The 19,095-nt window shown below is 57.3% G+C and carries 16 protein-coding genes, 1 tRNA gene and 1 pseudogene; 14 read left to right on the forward strand and 4 right to left on the reverse strand.

Going from position 1 to position 19,095, the window contains the following annotated elements:
- The first annotated feature begins 710 nt into the window (after positions 1 to 710).
- From AFERRID_RS06370 to AFERRID_RS06390, 5 genes are all read left to right on the forward strand, one after another.
- Positions 711 to 977, forward strand: coding sequence for a hypothetical protein (locus AFERRID_RS06370; RefSeq protein ID WP_151528011.1), 267 nt, complete (start codon positions 711 to 713; stop codon positions 975 to 977).
- A gap of 58 nt (positions 978 to 1,035) precedes the next feature.
- Positions 1,036 to 1,809 carry a hypothetical protein gene (locus AFERRID_RS06375; RefSeq protein ID WP_126604605.1) on the forward strand — a complete coding sequence of 258 codons (774 nt, stop codon included), beginning with the start codon at positions 1,036 to 1,038 and terminating at the stop codon, positions 1,807 to 1,809.
- Positions 1,810 to 2,348: 539 nt separating this feature from the next.
- Positions 2,349 to 4,025 (forward strand): formylglycine-generating enzyme family protein, encoded by a 1,677-nt coding sequence (locus AFERRID_RS06380; RefSeq protein ID WP_126604606.1) that lies wholly within the window; start codon positions 2,349 to 2,351, stop codon positions 4,023 to 4,025.
- Positions 4,026 to 4,211: 186 nt separating this feature from the next.
- A complete protein-coding gene (locus AFERRID_RS06385) occupies positions 4,212 to 5,150 on the forward strand; it encodes a viperin family antiviral radical SAM protein (RefSeq protein WP_197722483.1) in 939 nt (312 codons plus the stop codon).
- 152 nt (positions 5,151 to 5,302) lie between these two features.
- The gene (locus tag AFERRID_RS06390) at positions 5,303 to 6,013 is read left to right on the forward strand and encodes an AbiU2 domain-containing protein (RefSeq protein WP_126604608.1); all 711 of its coding nucleotides are present in this window, start codon (positions 5,303 to 5,305) and stop codon (positions 6,011 to 6,013) included.
- Between the two features lie 499 nt (positions 6,014 to 6,512).
- Here AFERRID_RS06390 and ssb read toward each other — a convergent pair whose 3' ends face one another.
- Complete coding sequence (gene ssb, locus AFERRID_RS15955; RefSeq protein ID WP_269149223.1) at positions 6,513 to 7,022, reverse strand: single-stranded DNA-binding protein; 510 nt, start codon at positions 7,020 to 7,022, stop codon at positions 6,513 to 6,515.
- A 33-nt stretch (positions 7,023 to 7,055) separates the two neighbouring features.
- Here ssb and AFERRID_RS15150 point away from each other — a divergent pair, with 33 nt between their 5' ends.
- Positions 7,056 to 7,337, forward strand: coding sequence for a site-specific integrase (locus AFERRID_RS15150; RefSeq protein ID WP_172959343.1), 282 nt, complete (start codon positions 7,056 to 7,058; stop codon positions 7,335 to 7,337).
- 6 nt (positions 7,338 to 7,343) lie between these two features.
- On the opposite strand, the gene AFERRID_RS06405 is transcribed toward AFERRID_RS15150, so the two are convergent.
- Together AFERRID_RS06405 and rsmI are read right to left on the reverse strand one after the other, a co-directional pair.
- Positions 7,344 to 7,419: transfer RNA gene (locus AFERRID_RS06405), tRNA-Phe, on the reverse strand.
- 13 nt (positions 7,420 to 7,432) lie between these two features.
- A complete protein-coding gene (gene rsmI, locus AFERRID_RS06410) occupies positions 7,433 to 8,308 on the reverse strand; it encodes a 16S rRNA (cytidine(1402)-2'-O)-methyltransferase (RefSeq protein ID WP_126604610.1) in 876 nt (291 codons plus the stop codon).
- On the opposite strand from rsmI, the gene AFERRID_RS06415 reads away from it, so the two are divergent.
- The 6 genes and pseudogenes from AFERRID_RS06415 (at position 8,297) to waaF (ending at position 15,014) form a co-directional block, all read left to right on the forward strand.
- Entirely contained in the window at positions 8,297 to 10,216 is a 1,920-nt protein-coding gene (locus AFERRID_RS06415; protein WP_226832965.1) for a penicillin-binding protein activator, read from the forward strand. The genes rsmI and AFERRID_RS06415 overlap by 12 nt on opposite strands.
- 3 nt (positions 10,217 to 10,219) lie before the next feature.
- Positions 10,220 to 10,584 (forward strand): annotated as a pseudogene (locus AFERRID_RS16095) (YraN family protein).
- The gene (gene rfaE2, locus AFERRID_RS06425; protein WP_126604611.1) at positions 10,581 to 11,657 is read left to right on the forward strand and encodes a D-glycero-beta-D-manno-heptose 1-phosphate adenylyltransferase; all 1,077 of its coding nucleotides are present in this window, start codon (positions 10,581 to 10,583) and stop codon (positions 11,655 to 11,657) included. The pseudogene AFERRID_RS16095 and the gene rfaE2 overlap by 4 nt, the downstream one beginning before the upstream one ends.
- Positions 11,654 to 13,039, forward strand: coding sequence for an FAD-binding oxidoreductase (locus AFERRID_RS06430; protein ID WP_126604612.1), 1,386 nt, complete (start codon positions 11,654 to 11,656; stop codon positions 13,037 to 13,039). The genes rfaE2 and AFERRID_RS06430 overlap by 4 nt, the downstream gene beginning before the upstream one ends.
- Positions 13,040 to 13,042: 3 nt before the next feature.
- Complete coding sequence (locus tag AFERRID_RS06435) at positions 13,043 to 13,807, forward strand: RMD1 family protein (protein ID WP_126604613.1); 765 nt, start codon at positions 13,043 to 13,045, stop codon at positions 13,805 to 13,807.
- Position 13,808: 1 nt separating this feature from the next.
- Positions 13,809 to 15,014 carry a lipopolysaccharide heptosyltransferase II gene (waaF, locus tag AFERRID_RS06440; RefSeq protein ID WP_232027850.1) on the forward strand — a complete coding sequence of 402 codons (1,206 nt, stop codon included), beginning with the start codon at positions 13,809 to 13,811 and terminating at the stop codon, positions 15,012 to 15,014.
- Here waaF and AFERRID_RS06445 read toward each other — a convergent pair.
- Complete coding sequence (locus AFERRID_RS06445; protein WP_126604614.1) at positions 15,011 to 16,354, reverse strand: OprD family outer membrane porin; 1,344 nt, start codon at positions 16,352 to 16,354, stop codon at positions 15,011 to 15,013. The two genes, waaF and AFERRID_RS06445, sit on opposite strands and share 4 nt — an antisense overlap.
- A gap of 238 nt (positions 16,355 to 16,592) precedes the next feature.
- On the opposite strand from AFERRID_RS06445, the gene AFERRID_RS06450 reads away from it, so the two are divergent.
- The gene (locus AFERRID_RS06450) at positions 16,593 to 17,525 is read left to right on the forward strand and encodes a LysR family transcriptional regulator (protein ID WP_113526381.1); all 933 of its coding nucleotides are present in this window, start codon (positions 16,593 to 16,595) and stop codon (positions 17,523 to 17,525) included.
- 37 nt (positions 17,526 to 17,562) lie between these two features.
- The gene (gene hemN, locus AFERRID_RS06455) at positions 17,563 to 18,954 is read left to right on the forward strand and encodes an oxygen-independent coproporphyrinogen III oxidase (protein WP_126604615.1); all 1,392 of its coding nucleotides are present in this window, start codon (positions 17,563 to 17,565) and stop codon (positions 18,952 to 18,954) included.
- Positions 18,955 to 19,095: the final 141 nt, after the last annotated feature.

A 19,095-nucleotide genomic window follows, 5' to 3' on the forward strand; every position in this document is an offset into this window, starting at 1 on the left:
CTATACTATACTAACATCGCGGAGCGTATTGTAGAATGGAACGCAATGCCTAAACTTTACGGGGTCCAACAGATAGGCGCCGACTCAGTAGACTTCTGCAGACAAATTGGCATCTATCTACTGTATGACGGCAGAGAAGTTATTTACGTTGGACGTAGCACCGACCGTCCCCTAGGGCGACGACTTTACGAACATACTGCGGATCGTATGGCTACAAGATGGGATCGGTTTTCGTGGTTCGGTCTGCTTCCTGTATCCGAGACCGGCAGCATCGGGGTTATGCCAGCGTCATATCCAGCAGAAAAGCTGGTTCCAGCATTGGAAGCAATACTTATTGAGGCCCTGGAACCACGACAAAATCGAAAGCGCGGGGATGATCTTGCGGCAGTGGAGTATAGCCAGAAGACTGACCCAGATATTGATAAGAGAAAGGCTAAAGCCCTTATCGATAGGATTTAGTTGTGAGTGGGGACAGAAGAGCAACAGCCAAAATTGTTGATGGACAATATAGCATTATTCCAGATCCTGATCACCAGACTACTGGAATAGTATCATGCGGAGTGAACGGCGGGTTTAGACTGATAGCGGACATTGAGGCGCTCACATAGGCTTGCTCAACAGGCATTCTGTTACTAATTACGTAATGGGTGGACATCTGACTGAAAAAACACTATGATTTTCATCACGGTATGACACTAGGAGGTATGACCATGGTTGCTGCACGACAGTTTGATCAACCGGCAAATGTCAAGTCTAGCAGTATCAACTTTTTGTCTCATGATGGCATCCAAAGGCTAAGTGATGAATCCTGTAAAAACCAGGTATTACGCGCAGCCGAGATTGGCAATCATGCGACAGAAGGACACAAATGTTCAATGGCACAGATGTTGCGATTAAGGCCAACCGCTTATTTATTAGAAACAGAACTCCCGCATCAATCTTATCAGCACTTTCCTGACATTTTTCCTTCTCTGTAATCTTTTAAAAATATTAAAAATTATTATTTATTTTTATTAAGTGAAAAAAGGATAAATCATGGATTCTAATCAATTAGCCGGTATGGCTAATGAATTAATGTCTGGGAAAACAATTTTTTCTACATTTTTCAAATCTATAGCAAAGCCAAAAAACATCGGCGATGAGATAGAGAACATATATAAGTGCAGCAGCTTTTCTTGTTTCACAAGAAGATCAGGATACTCCATAAAAATAATTAGCGATCAAGTAAAAATTGATAAAAATAATGCGTTTTTCGCGTATAAAAACTTCCAAACAGGATCTGAATTCCTTATAGCTGGCGATACTGTAACGATAAACAAGACAGCAATGGATGAAATTAAAGATGAATATTCCTTGTTTAAAAACAGGCATAAGATACCGACATATAAAAAGATATTTCTTTTTGCCTCTGATGTATCCAGTTGGGCATCACACATATCTCTCTCTATAGTGATGGGGATAATTGCTGCGATAATCATTTTTCATTTTCCGGAAGTTAAGAAGATAATAATCCCAAACAGCGGGGAGCTTGAAACCTTTTCATTGATATATATATTTGGTTTATTTATATCCTTCCTTAACCAAATGAGGATAAAAGTGTCGATAGTTATAAATGAGAAAGTGATAGGTATAACAGAAAAAAAGACAGTAGGTATTTTTTATTTCCTATCAAAAAAATTTTGTTACACGTTGTATTACTCTGCTGGGATTCTATTTTACGCATTCGGCCCATCAAATGTTATAGCAATATTATCCGTAATAGCTGGTTTTATTTTAGAGGTTGCTATTTACGCTCACTATGAGATGTAGAACTATCAATAATGTTTCTGTATGGGCTCTATTTTGTGGTTATTGGTTTTTAAGGAATCTTTTTCGGACGCCGAGTAACTGAAAACACCCGGGACGTTTTGGTTTCGGTATTCCCGTCCGATTTTCTATGATCATGAAAACACACATTGTGGACTATTTGTGAACGGCGGCTTCCGCTGCCCTGCCGCCGTTGAGCCCTGATGGTCGGCAGCAGACTGATTGCGGTCGTTCAGCAGCGGTAAGCAAATGACCCAAAGCGGCCATTCAAGGTGGGAATAGTCAGCGCCCGGAGTTCGGCCAAACCGGACAAAGAGGCGTCTTTGAAATATGGCTGGTTATGGGTGGCAAGCGGACCCTATTGTTATCTGACGTTTAAAGCGGTAATCTCTACCACGCGTGTGAGCACTCGCGGGTGAAAAGCAGCCTCTTCAGCCGAAATTGCCCAAGGGTACTCCCTCTGTAACCTCCAAATCTAGCTGGCATTTTCAATGCGGCCTGAGGCAGCACGACTTCGTCGTGGCTTTTGATTGGAGATTCACATGAATACCGAAAACCTGCTGCGCGCAGTCCGCCCTGTCAACCTTCTGATTCCCCGTCCCGGCCAACCCGAATCTGCAGAACCGAAGTTCTGGGCAATGCAGCTAGCGGGCTTACACTGCAATCACGTCAAAAAGTCGGCCAAAGTCCTTCGGGATGCTCGCAAGCGCTCCGATCAGCCCATTTCCGAAGATGTTTCCCTGAAAGTCAGCAGCCTCCACCATGGACTTGCACAAGCGCTAGGCAGCAAATCCTTCGATGCTTGGCGGAATATCGAACTGGAACTTATCGACTTCCTCCAGACCCGCGGCATGACCCGCCCCGCCGACTTGATCAGTTGGCCCCGCATGTTTTGCTATAGCCTGAAAGCCCGTCAAGTATCGGATCGTCTCTTCAATTCTGGCCTGCCGATGCCGGAAAGAATTTTCACCGGCGTCGGCTCCAAGTTTTTCGCCGCAAGCGGCCGCGGCCGTTTCGATATACATCAACTGGCCGATGGTTCCCTCTATAGTGACGAAGCCAGATTCAAATGGTGTGAAGATCGGGCCAACCAAGTAGTTCTCTCCTTGGAGCGTGAATTCGATTGTGATGCCGATGCACCGGACTTTCTTGAATTGACCGGCCGTGACCTGTTGCTTCATTCATACCGGTTTGATCACATCGCCGGCGCCTTCAACCTCCTAGGCGACAATCTGGTGGCACCAATGCAACGGCCGCCCGAATTCCGTTTGTACAACGCCAGCGAGGACGAGCTTATTTTTGACCGCAGGGTCTTCGATATCTTTCGCCAAGAGATCGACCGTTCTGAATCAGGCTGGGTTGATATCATTCCGTTGCCCGGCAACGACAACATCATTTTCCTGAAAGGGGCAAACGGTGCGTTTGACTGGGTCATCCGTGATCAGCGGGACGAAGTCTTTACGGGGAATCCATACCATCCGTTCTTCAAAAGTCACGAACTGCCAACCGCGATGGAGGACTCCCGGTTCAAGGCACATCTCTATTTCAAAACCGGTGAATGGTATGAGCGACTGGAGCACAGTGCAGAAACCCGCCATTATGCAGAAGGTGGGACGGTTGCTACCTGGCCGGGTTACCTCAAGCTGCTCATGCGCGAACTAGTGGCAACACGCGGTAACTATGCGCAGCCGACTCAGCCGAAGGGGTGGGGGGCTCAGAACTTTGTCCCCCATCGGCTCAGCGATTACTGCTTGATGGTTTCGCCGCCGGTGACGATCCAGGAATTCTGGCGTTTCTTCGAGAGTTCGGATTGGCGGAATGATCGCGTAATCCGCTCACATAACAAGGTCCAGCTTAAAGAGGATCTCGCCGCAGTCAATCTGCATGATGACGACCATCTTCCGGCGAGCGTAACGTGGTTTGATGCCTTGGCATATTGCCGCTACTACGAGCAGAAAACCGGCCTCTACGTTCGCCTGCTGAAGGTAGAAGAGTGGAAGCAAATTAGTCCGCCCCCTCTCCAAGATATCGAACAAGACGGCTGGGCTGACTTAACTTGGGTCGTTACTGGCGAAGATGGGAAAACCGAGGACGAAACCTGTCATCGTTATCCAGAGTCCTGCGACGGTGGTGGATTCCTGCGTTTTGGCAAAGAATTAACCTGGACGCAGAATCAACAGGGGCTTCCCTTCGTATCCGTTCCAGATTTCGGTGAATAGTTAGCCGACTATGCTGATGGTTTTGCCCCTGTAGCCAATGCTGCGACCGGCAAAGCTCTTATGACCGGTCCTCTTGATCGGGATCGCTGTCCAGCGCATCTGACCATGCGCTACAAAGGCTTGAAGGTCGGCTTCCGCCTCTGCTACGTCACACACCCCGACGCTTAACTCGTTCAGGAGATGACCATGACGCATTCCTTGACGCGGAGTTGGCGCGTACGCCCGCGGCTATCAGAACTGGTGATTAACTGGCACATCACCGAAGCCTGCAACTATCGCTGCCGTTATTGCTATGCCCATTGGGATGGCAATGGTCGGGAGCTCATTCATAACATCCCGGCCACCGCTCAGATGCTGGAAAATTTGTGGCTGTACTTCCATCCGAAAAACCTTGCAAACCCACTTCGCCGGCAGATGGATTGGCAGGGCGTGCGGCTCAATCTAGCAGGCGGAGAACCCCTCCTCTACCCAGAGCGTGTAAGCCAGATCCTGCTCGCCGCACGCAATATTGGCTTCACCACCTCCCTGATCACCAACGGCAGTTTGTTATCGCCTGCCGTTACAGTGCAGATTGCTCCGCACCTTTCCGTGCTGGGGGTCAGCCTAGATTCTGGCCAATCCCCTACCAATCGCCTGATTGGGCGGCAAGGCCCGCATGGCCAGTTGCTGATAGTCGAGCAACTGGCGGAGGTTATTGAAGAAGCGAGGCGCTGCAATTCTAGTCTGCAGATCAAGCTCAACACCGTCGTCAACGCGCTCAATTGTCATGAGGATCTAAGCGTATTGCTTCAGCGTTTAGCACCTCAACGCTGGAAGATACTGCGCATGCTTCCCGTGATCACCAACGAATTGATGGTTAGCGATTCTGATTTTCAGGACTTTGTTGCTCGGCATCAGCATCTAGGCCACATTCTGTGCGTCGAGGACAACACGGAAATGGTTGAGTCCTACTTAATGATCGACCCGCTCGGCCGCTTCTTCCAAAATGCATCAGGCCAATCAAGCTATCGCTACAGTTGTCCGATCCCGGATGTCGGCCCCGAACAAGCGTTTGCTGAGGTTGGCGTGGACGCCGCCAAGTTTTGCGCGCGCTACCTCGGACATCTCGAAGACGCCTCAGTATGAAACGGTATCGCGCCTCGAAGGGATGATGATTACTGGGAAGATTTTTAAATCGCAGATATCTTTTCCCTTGGGCTGTATCCTGATACAACTGCGGCCTGAGGAGAGCAATTTTACCGCCCTTCCACGGCATGCAATCAGGGATATCATGGTCTATGTCTTTAAAAAACATCAATGAGGCCGAATTTGGGGCCCTAATCCGTGGACTTGCGCAAGACGTCGTTGATGCCCACATTCACTGGGGTCAGCTAAACGCCCTTCAAGCGCAGTTGGACAAATGGCCAGAGGTGCGTGCTGAGGCGTGGACGTTCTGGTATTACACGCTGCTCGCTCACCGTCAAACAGCATTGGTAAGTTTGGCACGCGCGTTCGATCAAGAGGATAGCTCGCTTCACATGCAGTCGTTACTCATAGCTATTCGTGACCACCTGCACCTGTTTGATAAGGATGGCGTGTTGCAGCGACGGCCTGATGACCCATTTGCACAATGGATGCCACAAGATGCGGCCAAGCCTGATCTGACGCAACTCAACCAAGACATCGATGCCAGTTCGATGTCTGACCCGGATGTCAAAGCACTAAATCTGTATCGCCACACCCTGTTAGCTCACCGAGGTGCTACGCTAACAAAACGAGGCGATGAGACCAAATTCCCGCCGTTGTTCGATGAGCAAGTGGAGCGACTGCTGGAGCGCGCACGCACGCTACTTAATCGTTACAACTACATGTTCGACGCCTCCCTCTATGGCATGAAGCCGCATGGTCATGACAATGTTATTTGTGTATTTGAAGGGATGCAGCGCGATCTGGATCGGCAAAAGGCTGAGGCTGAGTCACAGCTTGCGGCACTAGAAAGACGGCAATAAAACGCGAAAGAGTCCTCTGCTGACGAATAACTATGGTGGAGACGGTGCGGAAGCAGAATGTCGGTTCTCAATCAGCAAGCAGCCACTCCCGGTGCAATTAGATGAGGTCAGCTTCTGACCGATATTACTCGTTTCCAAGCTGGATGGGAATGACTGCAAACGCTGCACTGCCGCCGTTGAGCCTACTGGTTGTCGACAGCACACTGCTTGTGGAAATTCATTTCCGCAAGCCCTTTTAGACCCTGCCTCGCAACAACGCCCCTGCCTTTCTCCTTGCCTTCAGTTCTGCGTAAATCTGGCCATAGGACTCGCACCTATGAAGTAATTTACTGCCAGTCGGACCAGGCGAGCCATGCCCGCACCACCAGCACGACCACCATAAAACCCAGCCATAGTCCCGCGTAGCCAACGCGAGATATAGGGATTGTGCCGAGGCGATCGCAGGTGCGAGTGATTTAAATTGCGCCCCCCTGGTTAGTTGTTGTTGGTACTACCTTTATCAAACATCTCGCCAGCCGCCGCCAGAGTGAGTGGGCCGGTATGGGATTCTCCAGCAGATATAAAATGCGACTAGCGCCATCCTGGCGAACTTCCACCCCTCCGGGAGCAGCGCCTTGATGGCCTGCTCCACCGGTACTGGCACTGCGGGGGATTCAGGGTAGATCCGAGCGGAAATACCTACGCCGTGCTGGGCAAGAACCGGCTCTATGGAAATGGTCTTCCTTCCATGTTGTAGTGCGGGACTGCCACCGTCAGCCGCGTCGCGGCGGCCACCGATCAACTGGAGCCGGTCGCCCACGATCTCCGTGGAATACCGCTCCTGACCGTCCTTATCGGTCCATTTTCTGGTGCGGATACGCCCCTCGATGTACGCCTGGCTCCCTTTGCGAAGATATTCGCCAGCGACTTCTGCCGTCCTCGCGAAGAGTGCAACGCGGTGCCACTCGGTACGCTCCTGGCGATTGCCGTCTCTGCCATTGCCATTCTGCAACGTCAGATAGGCAGGCATCTCACCCAGGTATTCACTTATCGCGGGAAGCCGGTGAAACAGACGAATACCAAAGCCTGGCGAAAGGCGTTGGAAAAGGCAGGGATTACCGATTTACGCTGGCATATCCAGTCCGGCACAAGCCGGGAGCGGTTACAGGAAATGGGCGGTTGGGAATCGGTCGAGATGGTGCGTCGCTATGCGCACATGGCCCCGGAACATCTCGCAGAGGATTCGGCAAAAATTGAGAGCATCCTGGAAAAGGTCTGTCCGCATGGTACAAATGCGTCACAACCGCACATTTTTGCCTTACCCAAAAAGATGGTAACCGCCTGATTTATATGGTGCCCAGGGACGGAATCGAACCGCCGACACGAGGATTTTCAGTCCTCTGCTCTACCGACTGAGCTACCTGGGCCAAGAGCGCGTATTTAAACGGGGTCCCGCCCGGAAGTCAAGGCCAGGGCCCGTCCATAAAGGAAACGATGCGCCATGCTGCTCTGATTGGCCGCGATACGCACGGCCTGCGCCAGCGGCAGTTCGGCGAGCAGCGGGCCGAGCAAACGGTCGGCGTCGGCTTCCTCCAGCGTCTGTTCCGGTGCGCCGCCTACCACCAGCGTCATTTCGCCGCGCACTTTGTCAGGATGTGCCCGGAGTAGCGCCGCCAGCCCCCCCAGCGAGTCCCGCAAACATTCCTCATATACTTTGGTCAGTTCCCGACACAGAGCCGCCCCACGATCCTCGCCCCACAATTCCACCATATCCGCCAGTGTCTCGCTGATCCGATGTGGCGCCTCATAAAAAATCATGCTGCGCGGCTCCCGCTGCAAGGCCAGTATCCGGGTCCTTCGCGCCCCCCCTTTGGCAGGCAGAAAACCCTCGAAGCTAAAGCGGTCGCTGGGCAGACCGGACAGGGCCAACGCAGACAGGGCGGCGTTAGGCCCGGGTATGATGGTCACCGGCAACTGTTGCTCACGGAGCAAAGCCAGCAGCGGAAACCCGGGGTCGGAGATCAACGGCATTCCTGCATCCGACAACAGCGCAATATGCTCCCCGGCGGCGATACGCAGGGCAATCTGCGGGGCAAGGACACGTTCATTATGCTCGTGCAGAGCCAGCGTTTTGGGTTGCACACCCAGATGCTGAAAGAGCCGTTGGGCGTGACGGCGGTCTTCCACCAGAATCAGGGCAGCAGCCCCAATCGCACGTTGCGCGCGCGGTGAGAGATCATCGAGGTTACCGATAGGAGTGGCGATAATGGTTAGTTGCCCGACGGCCCCTTCTGCTGCCTCAGCATGGTCATTCATAAGCGCATTCCCGACCGAGGCCGCGCTTCGGTCATTGAACACCTTCGCCTTTCTCCATACACTCTGCTCATGACAACTCCCGCAACCTTGAAGGCCTCTTTCCGCCTGCTGATGACTCTGGCCCTGGCCATGGGCCTGAGCGCATGCGCGAGTATGCCACATAAAGCGCCACCTTCGTCGAATCCGCCGCCTGTCGAAACGGCCACCGCCGTTTCTCAGACACCGCAGGCAGAGCGCGCCGACCAGCTCATGATCACAGGGCACTACCAGGAAGCGGCCAAGGACTATATTCACGCAGCCGCCGATGTGCGGGGGCAAGCCCAGCTCGATTATCTGATGAAAGCGGCACAGGCTTCCCTGCAGGGGCAAAAGCCGCAGGTTGCGATATTACTGGCCAATGAAGTACTGCGCTTGCAGCACGGCAATACCACTCTGCGTGGCGCAGCGCTCTGGGTCCGCGCCCAGGGACTCATGGATCAGGGGCAGACCCCCAGCGCCAAGGGCAACCTTGAAGAAATCCTGACCATCACCAGCACACCCCAAGAAGTGCGTGCCCGGGCCATGGGCACCCTAGCCACACTCTATACGCAGGAAGGCCATGAACTCACCGCGCTGAATTTTCTGATCGAACGGGATAGCCTGCTGGGCGGCGATGCGATCGCGGAGAATCACCGCCGCATTCATGCCCTCCTCGACCAGCAGTCGGTAGCAAAACTTCAGAACTGGCAGGGACGTAGCGGTAATCCCCTTGTCCAGGAGTGGATCGCCATCGCCCTGATCACCCGCCAGAATCCCGATCCCCAACAGCGGCAGACGGCGATCCGTGCCTGGCTGGCGGCACATCCGGGGCACCCCCCCATAAACTTCTCGGACGACGACGCGACGGCTGCCGGCGCTTCTGCCCTCAACCGCGCGCCCGGCGGCATATGTGCTTTGTTACCTTCCAGCGGGTTCTACGGGCCGCTCTCCCAGGCCATTGCCGCAGGGATGGAAACAGCAGCGCAATTACGGTCTGGACCCGCAGTGCGCATTCTGCGGAGTACCGGCAACCCCAGTTACACCGCCGTACTCTTTGAGCGTGGGGTCAGGGAAGGTTGCAAAATCTTCGTCGGCCCCTGGCTGCCGCAGGATATCAACGCGGTAGCCGCCGTCCGGAAGCCCGGTGACCCGCCGGTCATAGCCCTCGGCACGGCATCTGATGTGCGGCAGCCCGGACTCTATACCCTAAGCCTGAGTCGGGACGTCGCGGCCCGGCAGATTGCCACCCAGAGCTATGCAGCGGGTTATCGTCATGCCTATGTGCTGTACCCCCAGGACTCCAGCGGAGCTGCCATTCAGGCAGACTTTATCACCGCCTGGAAGCATCTCGGCGGCGATGTCAGTGGCGTCACCACCTATCTGCCCGGTCGCTCGCTCACCAGCGAGGCGCAGCAACTGTTGAGCGCGCCCCCCGGGCGACACAGTTTTGTCTTTTTGGTTACCGCAGCGAAAAACGCCAACTCTGCGGTCACTGCCATCCGGCAGATCAATCGCACTGTGCCTGTCTTCAGCCCGGCGTTGCTGCACGGCGCAGCCTTGCCCAGCGACGCGCAGGGGCTCTCCGGCATTGAATCGGTCGATATGCCCTGGATCATCAACCCCGGGCAAAGCTGGCCGCAAGCGTCACTACTGTTGCGTACCAATCTCCCCAACGCCAGTGACGCCCAGTGGCGCATGGCGGCCTTCGGGCTGGATGCCTATCGAATGGCGGAGCGCGTTCTGGACCAGGATATGAGTGGCAGCCTGAACGGCGCTACAGGCGTCCTCCGCTTTGCTGCCGACGGCCGCATCGTGCGGGACATGGAATGGATGAAAGTGGAGAACGGACGGGTCGTCCCTTTATCGGGAGTGCCTGGGCCGGGCGCCTGAATCATGCCGTCGCCACGCCAGATTTCAGGTCAGCAGGGTGAAGACCGTGCAATTGCGCTGCTCGCGGGGCACGGGCTACGCCCCCTGACGCGCAACTATCGTTGCCGGATGGGAGAAATTGACATCATCACCCTCGATGGTGATACCTTGGTCTTCGTGGAGGTACGCCAACGTGCCCATGACCGGCAGGGGGGGCGGCGGCCAGCATCACCGGCCGCAAGCAAAAACGGTTGATCCGCGCCGCAGAATATTTTCTGCTGCGTAACCCGCAGCATGGGTTACGCCCCTGCCGCTTTGATGTGGTCGCCCTGGACGGTGATGCCCCGGCAGACTGGATTCGTGATGCCTTCAGAGTACCCAGCCCATGACCGGCAATGACTGGATAGGTTCTGCCCTGCACAACAATATTACCTGTATGGGGCACTCCGCCGCAGCCCTTGCAGCGCCTTTCGCGCAAGCCAGTCGGCGCCTGATCGCCACCCTGCAGGCGGGCGGGCAGGTACTCAGTTGCGGTAACGGCGGTTCTTCCGGAGATGCCCAGCACCTCGCTTCGGAACTGGTCAACCGCTTTGAGACAACACGCCGCGCCCTGCCCGCCATCGCCCTCAGCACCGACAGCAGTGTGGTCACCGCCATCGCCAATGATGCCTGCTATGAACAGATTTTCGCCCGCCAGATCGAGGCCTTGGGCCGTCCTGGTGACTGTCTGGTCGCATTCAGCACCTCCGGCAACTCCGCCAACGTCATCGCCGCCGCCCGGACTGCTCAACAGCGCGGCATGTGGGTGCTGGCTCTTACCGGCAAGGAAGGCGGGCAACTCGCGCCACTGCTGCGCCCCGTGGACATTGAACTGCGGGTGCCCGAGCAGAACACGGCACGCATTCAGGAAGTCCACCTCGTCCTCATTCACGCCCTCTGCAGTGGTGTGGATGCCAGCTTTGTGGGCGATGCCCCCGCATCCGTATTCCACACCGGCCAGGTGCTCCGCGACTGGGACGCGTTGGCTGAAGCCTGCGCCTTCCGTCGTCCCCTGGTCTTTACCAACGGCGTTTTCGATGTATTGCACCGGGGCCATGTGCAGTATCTCGCCGAAGCCCGCGCGGAAGGCGCCTGCCTGGTGGTAGGCGTCAACAGTGATGCCTCGGTGCGCCGCCTCGGCAAAGGCGCGGATCGCCCGGTCAACAGCGAGGAAGACCGCATGGCGGTGCTCGCCGGATTACAGGCGGTGGATTTCGTTACGGCATTTGACGACGACACCCCACTGAAGTTGATCCAACATCTCCAACCCAACGTACTGATCAAAGGTGGCGACTGGCCGATAGAGCGCATCGTCGGTGCCGATTGGGTGCAGGCCGGAGGCGGCCGGGTACTCAGCATTCCTTTTCGCCACGAACGGAGCACCACCGCGCTCCTGCAAAAAATCCGAGGGATCCAGCCATGAGCATCAGCACCATCATTCCCGCCCTGCGCGCCGCTCTCGATGCCGAGCGGGTGCGCGACGATGCAGAAACCCTCGCCATCTATAGCCGCGACGATACTCCGGGGAGTTGCGTACCGGTGATGGTGCTCTTCCCGCACAGCCATGAAGAAGTGCAGGCGATTGTCAGCATCGCCCGCCGCCATCGTCTGCCCCTCGTTCCGCGCGGAGCAGGTTCCGGGAATGTCGGCGGGGCACAGCCGGTACCCGGCAGCGCCGTCGTCAGCTTCGAGTGCATGCAAAAAATCTGCGATTACAGCGCGGTGGACCGTACCATCACCGTAGAGGCCGGATGTATCACGGCCGCGATCAGTGCCTATGTAGAGGCCGACGGACTGTTTTACCCCCCCGATCCCGGCAGCAACCCCTACTGCCGCATCGGCGGCAATCTGGCCATGAATGCCGGCGGGCCGCACGCCGTAAAATATGGCGTCACCCGCGATTACGTACTGGGCCTGCGTGCCGTCACCGGCGCCGGCGAAACGCTGTGCTGCGGTGTTCATACCAGCAAAGGGGTGGTCGGCTATGACCTGACCCGTCTGCTGGTAGGCAGCGAGGGCACCCTTGCCCTCATCACCGAGGCCACCCTGCGCCTGCTCCCCCTCCCCGCCGCCCAGGCCACCCTGCGCGCCGCCTATGACAATACGGCCAGCGCCTGCGCGGCGGTGCAGCGGGTGATGGCACAACACCATACGCCCAGCGCCCTGGAACTCATGGACCCCTACGCCCTGGCCGCAGTGCGCGCCATGGGTGCCGCCAGGGATCTGCCAGAAGGCAGCAACGCCCTGCTGATGGTCGAGGTGGATGGCGAGGCGATCACCATCCCCGACCAGGTGCAGGCCATCCGCGCTGCTCTGGCGGGCGAGGGAAACCTGGAAATCCTGGAGGCAACGGACGCGGCTGCCGTCGCCGATCTGTGGGCGGCGCGCAAATCCCTGTCCCCCGCCACCAAAGCCATGGCACCCCTCAAAATCAACGAGGACGTGGTCGTGCCGGTCAGCCGCCTGCGCGAATTGCTGGAGGCCATAGAAGGGATCGCTGCAGAACAGTCCCTGCATATCGTCAGCTTCGGTCACGCCGGGAACGGCAACCTGCACGTCAACTTTCTGGTCCATCCCCAAGATGGCAACGAAATGCGCCGTGCCAGGCAGGGCCTGCAAAAGCTCTTTCAGGCCGTACTGACACTGGATGGAACCCTCTCCGGCGAGCACGGCATCGGCAGCAGCAAGCGCGCCTATGTCCCCCTGGAACTGAGCCCGGAAAGCCTGAGCATCCAGCGCGCCATCAAGCAGGTCTTCGACCCTGACACCATTCTCAATCCCGGCAAACTGCTCCCCGAAGTCTGAGCCATGACCAGCATCCTGCACGCCATCCAGCCGGTACGCCATATCTCTCTCAAAAGCTGGCGCGAAGATTTCGGGATAGAGACAGCAGAGGATACGCCCGCCCATCGCCTGCTCCGCGACGGTGACGCCTGGGTGGTGCTCTTCCGGTCCGGTGTCATCTGTTTTTTTGGTGCGGGACCGGCATTGCAGGCCAGAGTCATCGCCACCGTGCAGGCGCAGTTCACCCCCATCGCCAATCCCAAGGTGGAAGAGCTCGCGATCCTGGTCGGCGAACGTGATGGCGTGGGCCGTGATGGCGTCACCCTCAAGAATCTCGATGAAGAACGCATCCTTCTGGTCGCCCTGCGTCTGGCCCAGAGCCTGGCCCTGGAACTCCACGAAGAGGCCGTCGAAAATCTGCTGGAAACCACCCTGAACCTGCTCTCGGAAGTGGCCCGCACCGGGCGTTTGCCGGGATGGCGCAGCGGACATCTGCGCTTTCTCGCCTCGACTTCCGCTACCCGCACCGAAATCCTTTCCCGTCTGGCGGTGCTGGACAACCCCGATATCGTCTGGGAAACCCCAGGGCTGGAACTGCTCTCCCGCGAACTCTCCGCCGACCTGGAGCTCACCAGCCGGTTCCGCGCCCTGGATGAAAAACTCGACGCCATTCATGAGGGACTGGAAGTCATGATCGTGGCCACCCGGCACCACCGGGAGACGATTCTGGAATGGATCATCATTATCCTGATCTCGGTCGAAGCGCTGATCATGCTCATGGGCAAGTAATATGTCCGAGCAACGACCAAAGTTGCAGGACGATCCCGATGCACACGATGCCGACGCAGCAGAACCGCCCTGTAACGAACATGAAGCCTTTGCTCCGCGCAACACCCGCATTGCCCACAGCTACGATCCCGCCCGCCTGCTGCTGATCGGTCCGGCCTGGGTGGGGGACATGGTCATGGCGCAGGTATTGTTGCAGGTACTGCGCCGTCGCTGGCCACGCCTGCAGGTGGATGTCCTGGCGCCGCCCGCCAGCATTCCGATAGCGGAACGCATGCTGGAGGTGCGACGAGCCATGCCCCTGTGCATCGACCACGGTCAACTGGGGTTGCGTCTGCGGCGCCGGACCGCAGCGGAATTACGCGCACAGAACTATGACTGGTCCATCTGCCTGCCCAACAGCTTCAAATCCGCGCTGATCCCCTATTGGGCACATATCCCGACCCGCACCGGTTTCAGCGGTGCGGATCGCCGTTTGCTCCTGAACGACCGCCGTCGCTTGAACAAAAAGAAACTGCTGCGCACCGTGGACCGCTTCGTTGCCCTCGGACTGCCGCCACGCCTTCCACAACCCACGCAACTTCCCGCGCCCCGTTTACAGGTAAATCGGGCGGCCCTTGCCGCGACCCTGCAGCGGCTGGGCATAAGCCCGCCACAACGGCCCCTGGTCGCCCTGGCACCCGGTGCCGAATATGGTCCGGCCAAGCGCTGGCCGGTGCATCACTGGAGTACCTTGGCCCAGGCCCTTATCGAACGCGGCTATGCCGTGTGGATTTTCGGCAGTCCCAAGGATGCAGAAATCACTCGGGCCATAGCGGCGGCCGTCCCGGAAACCCTTGATCTAGGGGGCCGGACCACCCTGCTGGAAGCTCTGGACCTGCTGTCGCTCGCCCCCCTGACGGTCAGCAACGACTCTGGTCTGATGCATGTGGCAGGGGCTGTCGGCAGCCGGGTCATCGCGCTCTATGGCTCCACCCCTCTCAGCATGACCCCCCCCTCTCCGCCGGGGCGCAGGCTCTACGCATCGACCTGCCCTGCAGTCCCTGCGGAAAGCGCGAGTGTCCACTCCGACATCACCGCTGTATGGAAGATCTCAGGCCGGAATACGTTCTCCGCCAGATCTTCGGGATATAGGCCGCGAACGGATAAAAAAAGCCCCGACTTGCGGGTCGAGGCGAGGAGAGGAGGAACTAAACAGGAGGAAAACTAAAATGCGTAGGTCAGCATCACCCGGTTGTAGATGAAGGAATGCCCCTTGTTGAAGCCGGCACCATTACCATATTGCGCACTCGTTCCGGTAGCCAGTTCCACCCGGTCACGAATGGAAAGCCCCTTGAATGCGCCACCTGGAAAATAGGTCAGATCAAAATAGGGATAACTGCTGCTGCCATTATAATAGGTGGTGAAATGCGCAAATGCCGCGATGGCCAGGAATTTCTGGCCCATCAAGTCAAGATGTTGTGCTACCTTGATCTTGTAACCATGCCCAGGCCCCAGATTATCCGCAAGGCCACGAATCATCGCCGTCGTATATAGTGGATCGGTGGCATAGCCCACGGTATAGGGTGACACTATTCCGCCGTTCAAAAATCCGCCAGTCTGCGGCGCAAGTGCGTTATAGGCCACGCTGAAGGTCCCGTCACCCATACCGGTTTTGTAGTTCACGCCACCAATGACGCCCCAGGCCGTGGCGTCAACCCCTTGCCGGGAGAGCAGGGAAGCACCCCACTCACGCAGGTACTGGGCACCCACAAATGGATCAACCCCGGTCCCGGTTTTCAGCGTATAATCCGCTGTCGTATAAAACATCTTGGCGAATTGATAAAAATCATAGTACCAGGCGGTCGCCTTGGCGCCCATCAGGGAATACGAGGCGCCAAAAGCCAGGGTACCACTGGTGGAGGGAGCGGTGGTCGGCAGCTGTGTACCACCACCATACAGTTTATCCCCCTCGTAATTAGCGGGATAAAACAGGTTGTCATTGTAATAACTATTCGATGTGCGACTCTTCCAGCGGAAAATACGCATGCCATACAGGTGTAAATCGTGATAGGGCGAAACATCGGCAAACACACCCTGATAAGTGGCGGGCAACATGCGCGAATCGGAGCCGTTCATCCAGGGTGTATTCAGCTCCTGATCACCCGCCCGGATCAACAGCGTTTTGGGGATCTCATATTGGAGGTAAGCCTGCCCCAGGGCATCGATGGACTGCGGACCCATCACCGTCGCATCCAGATGTGGGTAGGTCGGTCCGCCACTGGTATCATTCGCCCCGAGCCCGTGCGCGGTAAAGAAACTGACGCCTACACCAAAGCCGCCCAGAAAAGGTGCCGTCTTGATATTCAGGATGCCCCCCAGACTAAAGACGTCCTGATTGTAGGTATTGGGTCCGGTTGCACCGTAATCCCGGCTGAAATAATAAGAGCGGATCTGGCCATCGATCTTGCTCTGCTTGAAAAAATCGGTCAGCGTTTCGGCCTGGGCTGAGGCACTGACGCCACACAGGACGGCGACCGTCGCGATGACAATGCGGTTTTTGATAAACACAACAACCCTCCCTCTTTGGTGTTCTTGAAATGATGCCACCTATGGTAAAGGACCAACATGACACTATTATGACTTTTTCATGAACTTTTTGTGACGTTATATCTGCATTAATACAATCCCCGGTCGCCTTCGGCGAACGGGGTGCCGCACGACGAAATCCCCATCATCCCCCAAAGTCTTTGCATTACCCGATGTTCGTGGGAAACTGCAACCTGATCTGTTGCTCACCGGGATCCGCATGCCACTGGAAATCCGTCACCTGCGCACTATGGAGGCAGTCGCCCAGTTCGGCAGCCTCGCCGCGGCGGCGCAACGCCTGCACCTCACCCAATCCGCGCTCTCCCACCAGTTGCGCGGGCTGGAAGCAGAATACGGTGTCAATCTCCTGGATCGGGAACGTGGCGCGCAGTTACGCATGAGCCCCGCCGGAGAGGCCTTGCTGGCCGTGGCCCGGGAAGTGCTGCCGCGTATCCGGCAGATGCAGGAGGAACTGCGACGGCGGGCAGCGGGCAACAGCGGCCGCCTGCGTATCGCCGTCGAATGCCATACCTGCTTCGACTGGCTGACGCCCGCCATGAACCACTTTCGCGAGAACTGGCCGGACGTGGAAATGGATCTGGTTTCGGGCTTTCAGCAGGATCCCTTACCCCTGCTCCAGAGCCATCAGGCCGACCTCATGGTGTTGACCGCCCCGGATGCCATGGGCTGCGATATTATCGTGCACCCGCTCTTCGCTTATGAAGTCGTCGCACTGGTCAATCCGCGGCACACTCTGGCTGAACGCAGTTTTCTGACCCCCGCGGACTTTCTGGAAGAAACCCTGATCACCTACCCGGTAGAGGATCGCCGCCTTGATCTTTTTCGCGAATTTCTCCAGCCTGCGGGTATCCAGCCCTGGCGGCGGCGCCACGCGGAGCTCACCGTCATCATTCTTCAGCTCGTCGCCTCCGGGCAGGGCATCGCCGCGTTACCAGCCTGGGCGGTGGGAAGTTACGGCGAGAAAAACTATGTCCGCGCCATTCCTCTGGGATCGCAGGGTCTCTGGCAAACACTGCAGGCGGCCACCACGGCGGAGCAGGCGGAGCAGCCGCACATGCAGGCTTTCCTCGCCGAAATCCGCGCCAGCGTAGCGGCCAACCTGCTTGGGGTAAAGGATATTCCAGGCTTATGATCACCCTGCAACCGCGTTTCGACGGAGCCAAAAGCCGATGACCATAACGCCCACCCAACGCCTGATTTTCGACCCGGAACTCATCCGCCGTTACGACCGGCCGGGGCCGCGCTACACCTCGTACCCCACCGCCCCCCATTTCCGCGAAGATTTCGATGAAAGGTCGCTGCAAGGCGCGCTCGACCGCTCCAATGCCAGCGGTCGCCCACTCTCCCTATACTTCCATATCCCCTTTTGCGAGCACCTGTGTTTTTACTGCGCCTGCACCAAGGTGGTCACCCGCCATCACGAATGGGGAACACCCTATGTCGCCCATCTGGACCGGGAAATGGCCCTGACACGCGCCCACATCGACGGCAACCGTCCCGTGGACCAGCTGCATTTCGGCGGCGGCACTCCCACTTTCCTCCGCCGGCATGACATGACCACCCTCCTGGACAGCATCCGCAAACACTTCCTTTTGCTCCCGGATGATCGAGGTGAATACGGCATCGAAATCGACCCGCGCGCGCTGGAGCCCGGCACGCTCCGCCTCCTCCGCGACTTCGGCTTCAACCGCATCAGCATCGGGGTGCAGGATCTGGATACGGCAGTGCAGAAAGCCGTGCATCGCGAACAGAGTTTTGCACTCACTGCGGGTGTCATCGGCGAGGCGCGCCAGCTTGGCTTTCGCTCCGTCAGCCTTGATCTCATCTATGGCCTGCCCCTGCAGACCCCGGAAAGCTTTGCCCGGACGCTGGAGGCGGTTCTCGCCTTGCGCCCGGATCGCCTGTCCGTCTTCAATTACGCCCACCTGCCGGAGCGGTTCCCGCCCCAGAAGCGGATCCCCGATGCGGACATCCCCAGCCCCGACACCAAGCTGCGCATCCTCGCCGAAAGCATCGCCACCCTGCAGCAGGCCGGTTATCTCTATATCGGCATGGACCACTTCGCCCTGCCCGATGACGAATTGGCTATCGCACAGCGGGAAGGCAGTCTGTATCGCAATTTTCAGGGCTACTCCACCCATGCCGGGACGGATCTGCTGGCCTTCGGGATGAGCGCCATCGCCATGGTCGGCCCCACCTACAGTCAGAACATCAAGGATCTGGATACCTGGGGCGCCACCCTGGAGAGCGGCCACTTACCGGTGGAGCGCGGCCTGCGCCTGAGCGACGAGGACCTGCTGCGCCGCCACATCATCACCCGTCTGATCTGCGATTTCAGCCTGGATTTTGCCGCGCTGAACCGACAGTTCGGTCTGGATTTCCGCCAGCATTTCGCGGCCAGCCTGCCCGCCCTGGAGGCCATGGCGAGTGATGGACTCCTGCACATGGACGCCCATACCCTGACGGTCACGCCGCAGGGGCGGCTGCTGATCCGCCATATCTGCATGGCCTTCGACGCCTACCTCGCGCAAAAGCCGGTGCATTACTCACGGGTAATTTGAGCGGCAATGGCCGACTCTAATCGACGATCCCAATAGCTAAGTGTCGCATTTCCCGGCCATCATGTGTGGACACGCACAGCCCGGCCCATTCCGGCAAGCGGCTGTCACCAGAGAAGCACAATGCTCCTGATATCGGGGTGC

This window comes from Acidithiobacillus ferridurans (genome assembly GCF_003966655.1).
Taxonomy (GTDB): Bacteria; Pseudomonadota; Gammaproteobacteria; order Acidithiobacillales; family Acidithiobacillaceae; genus Acidithiobacillus; species Acidithiobacillus ferridurans.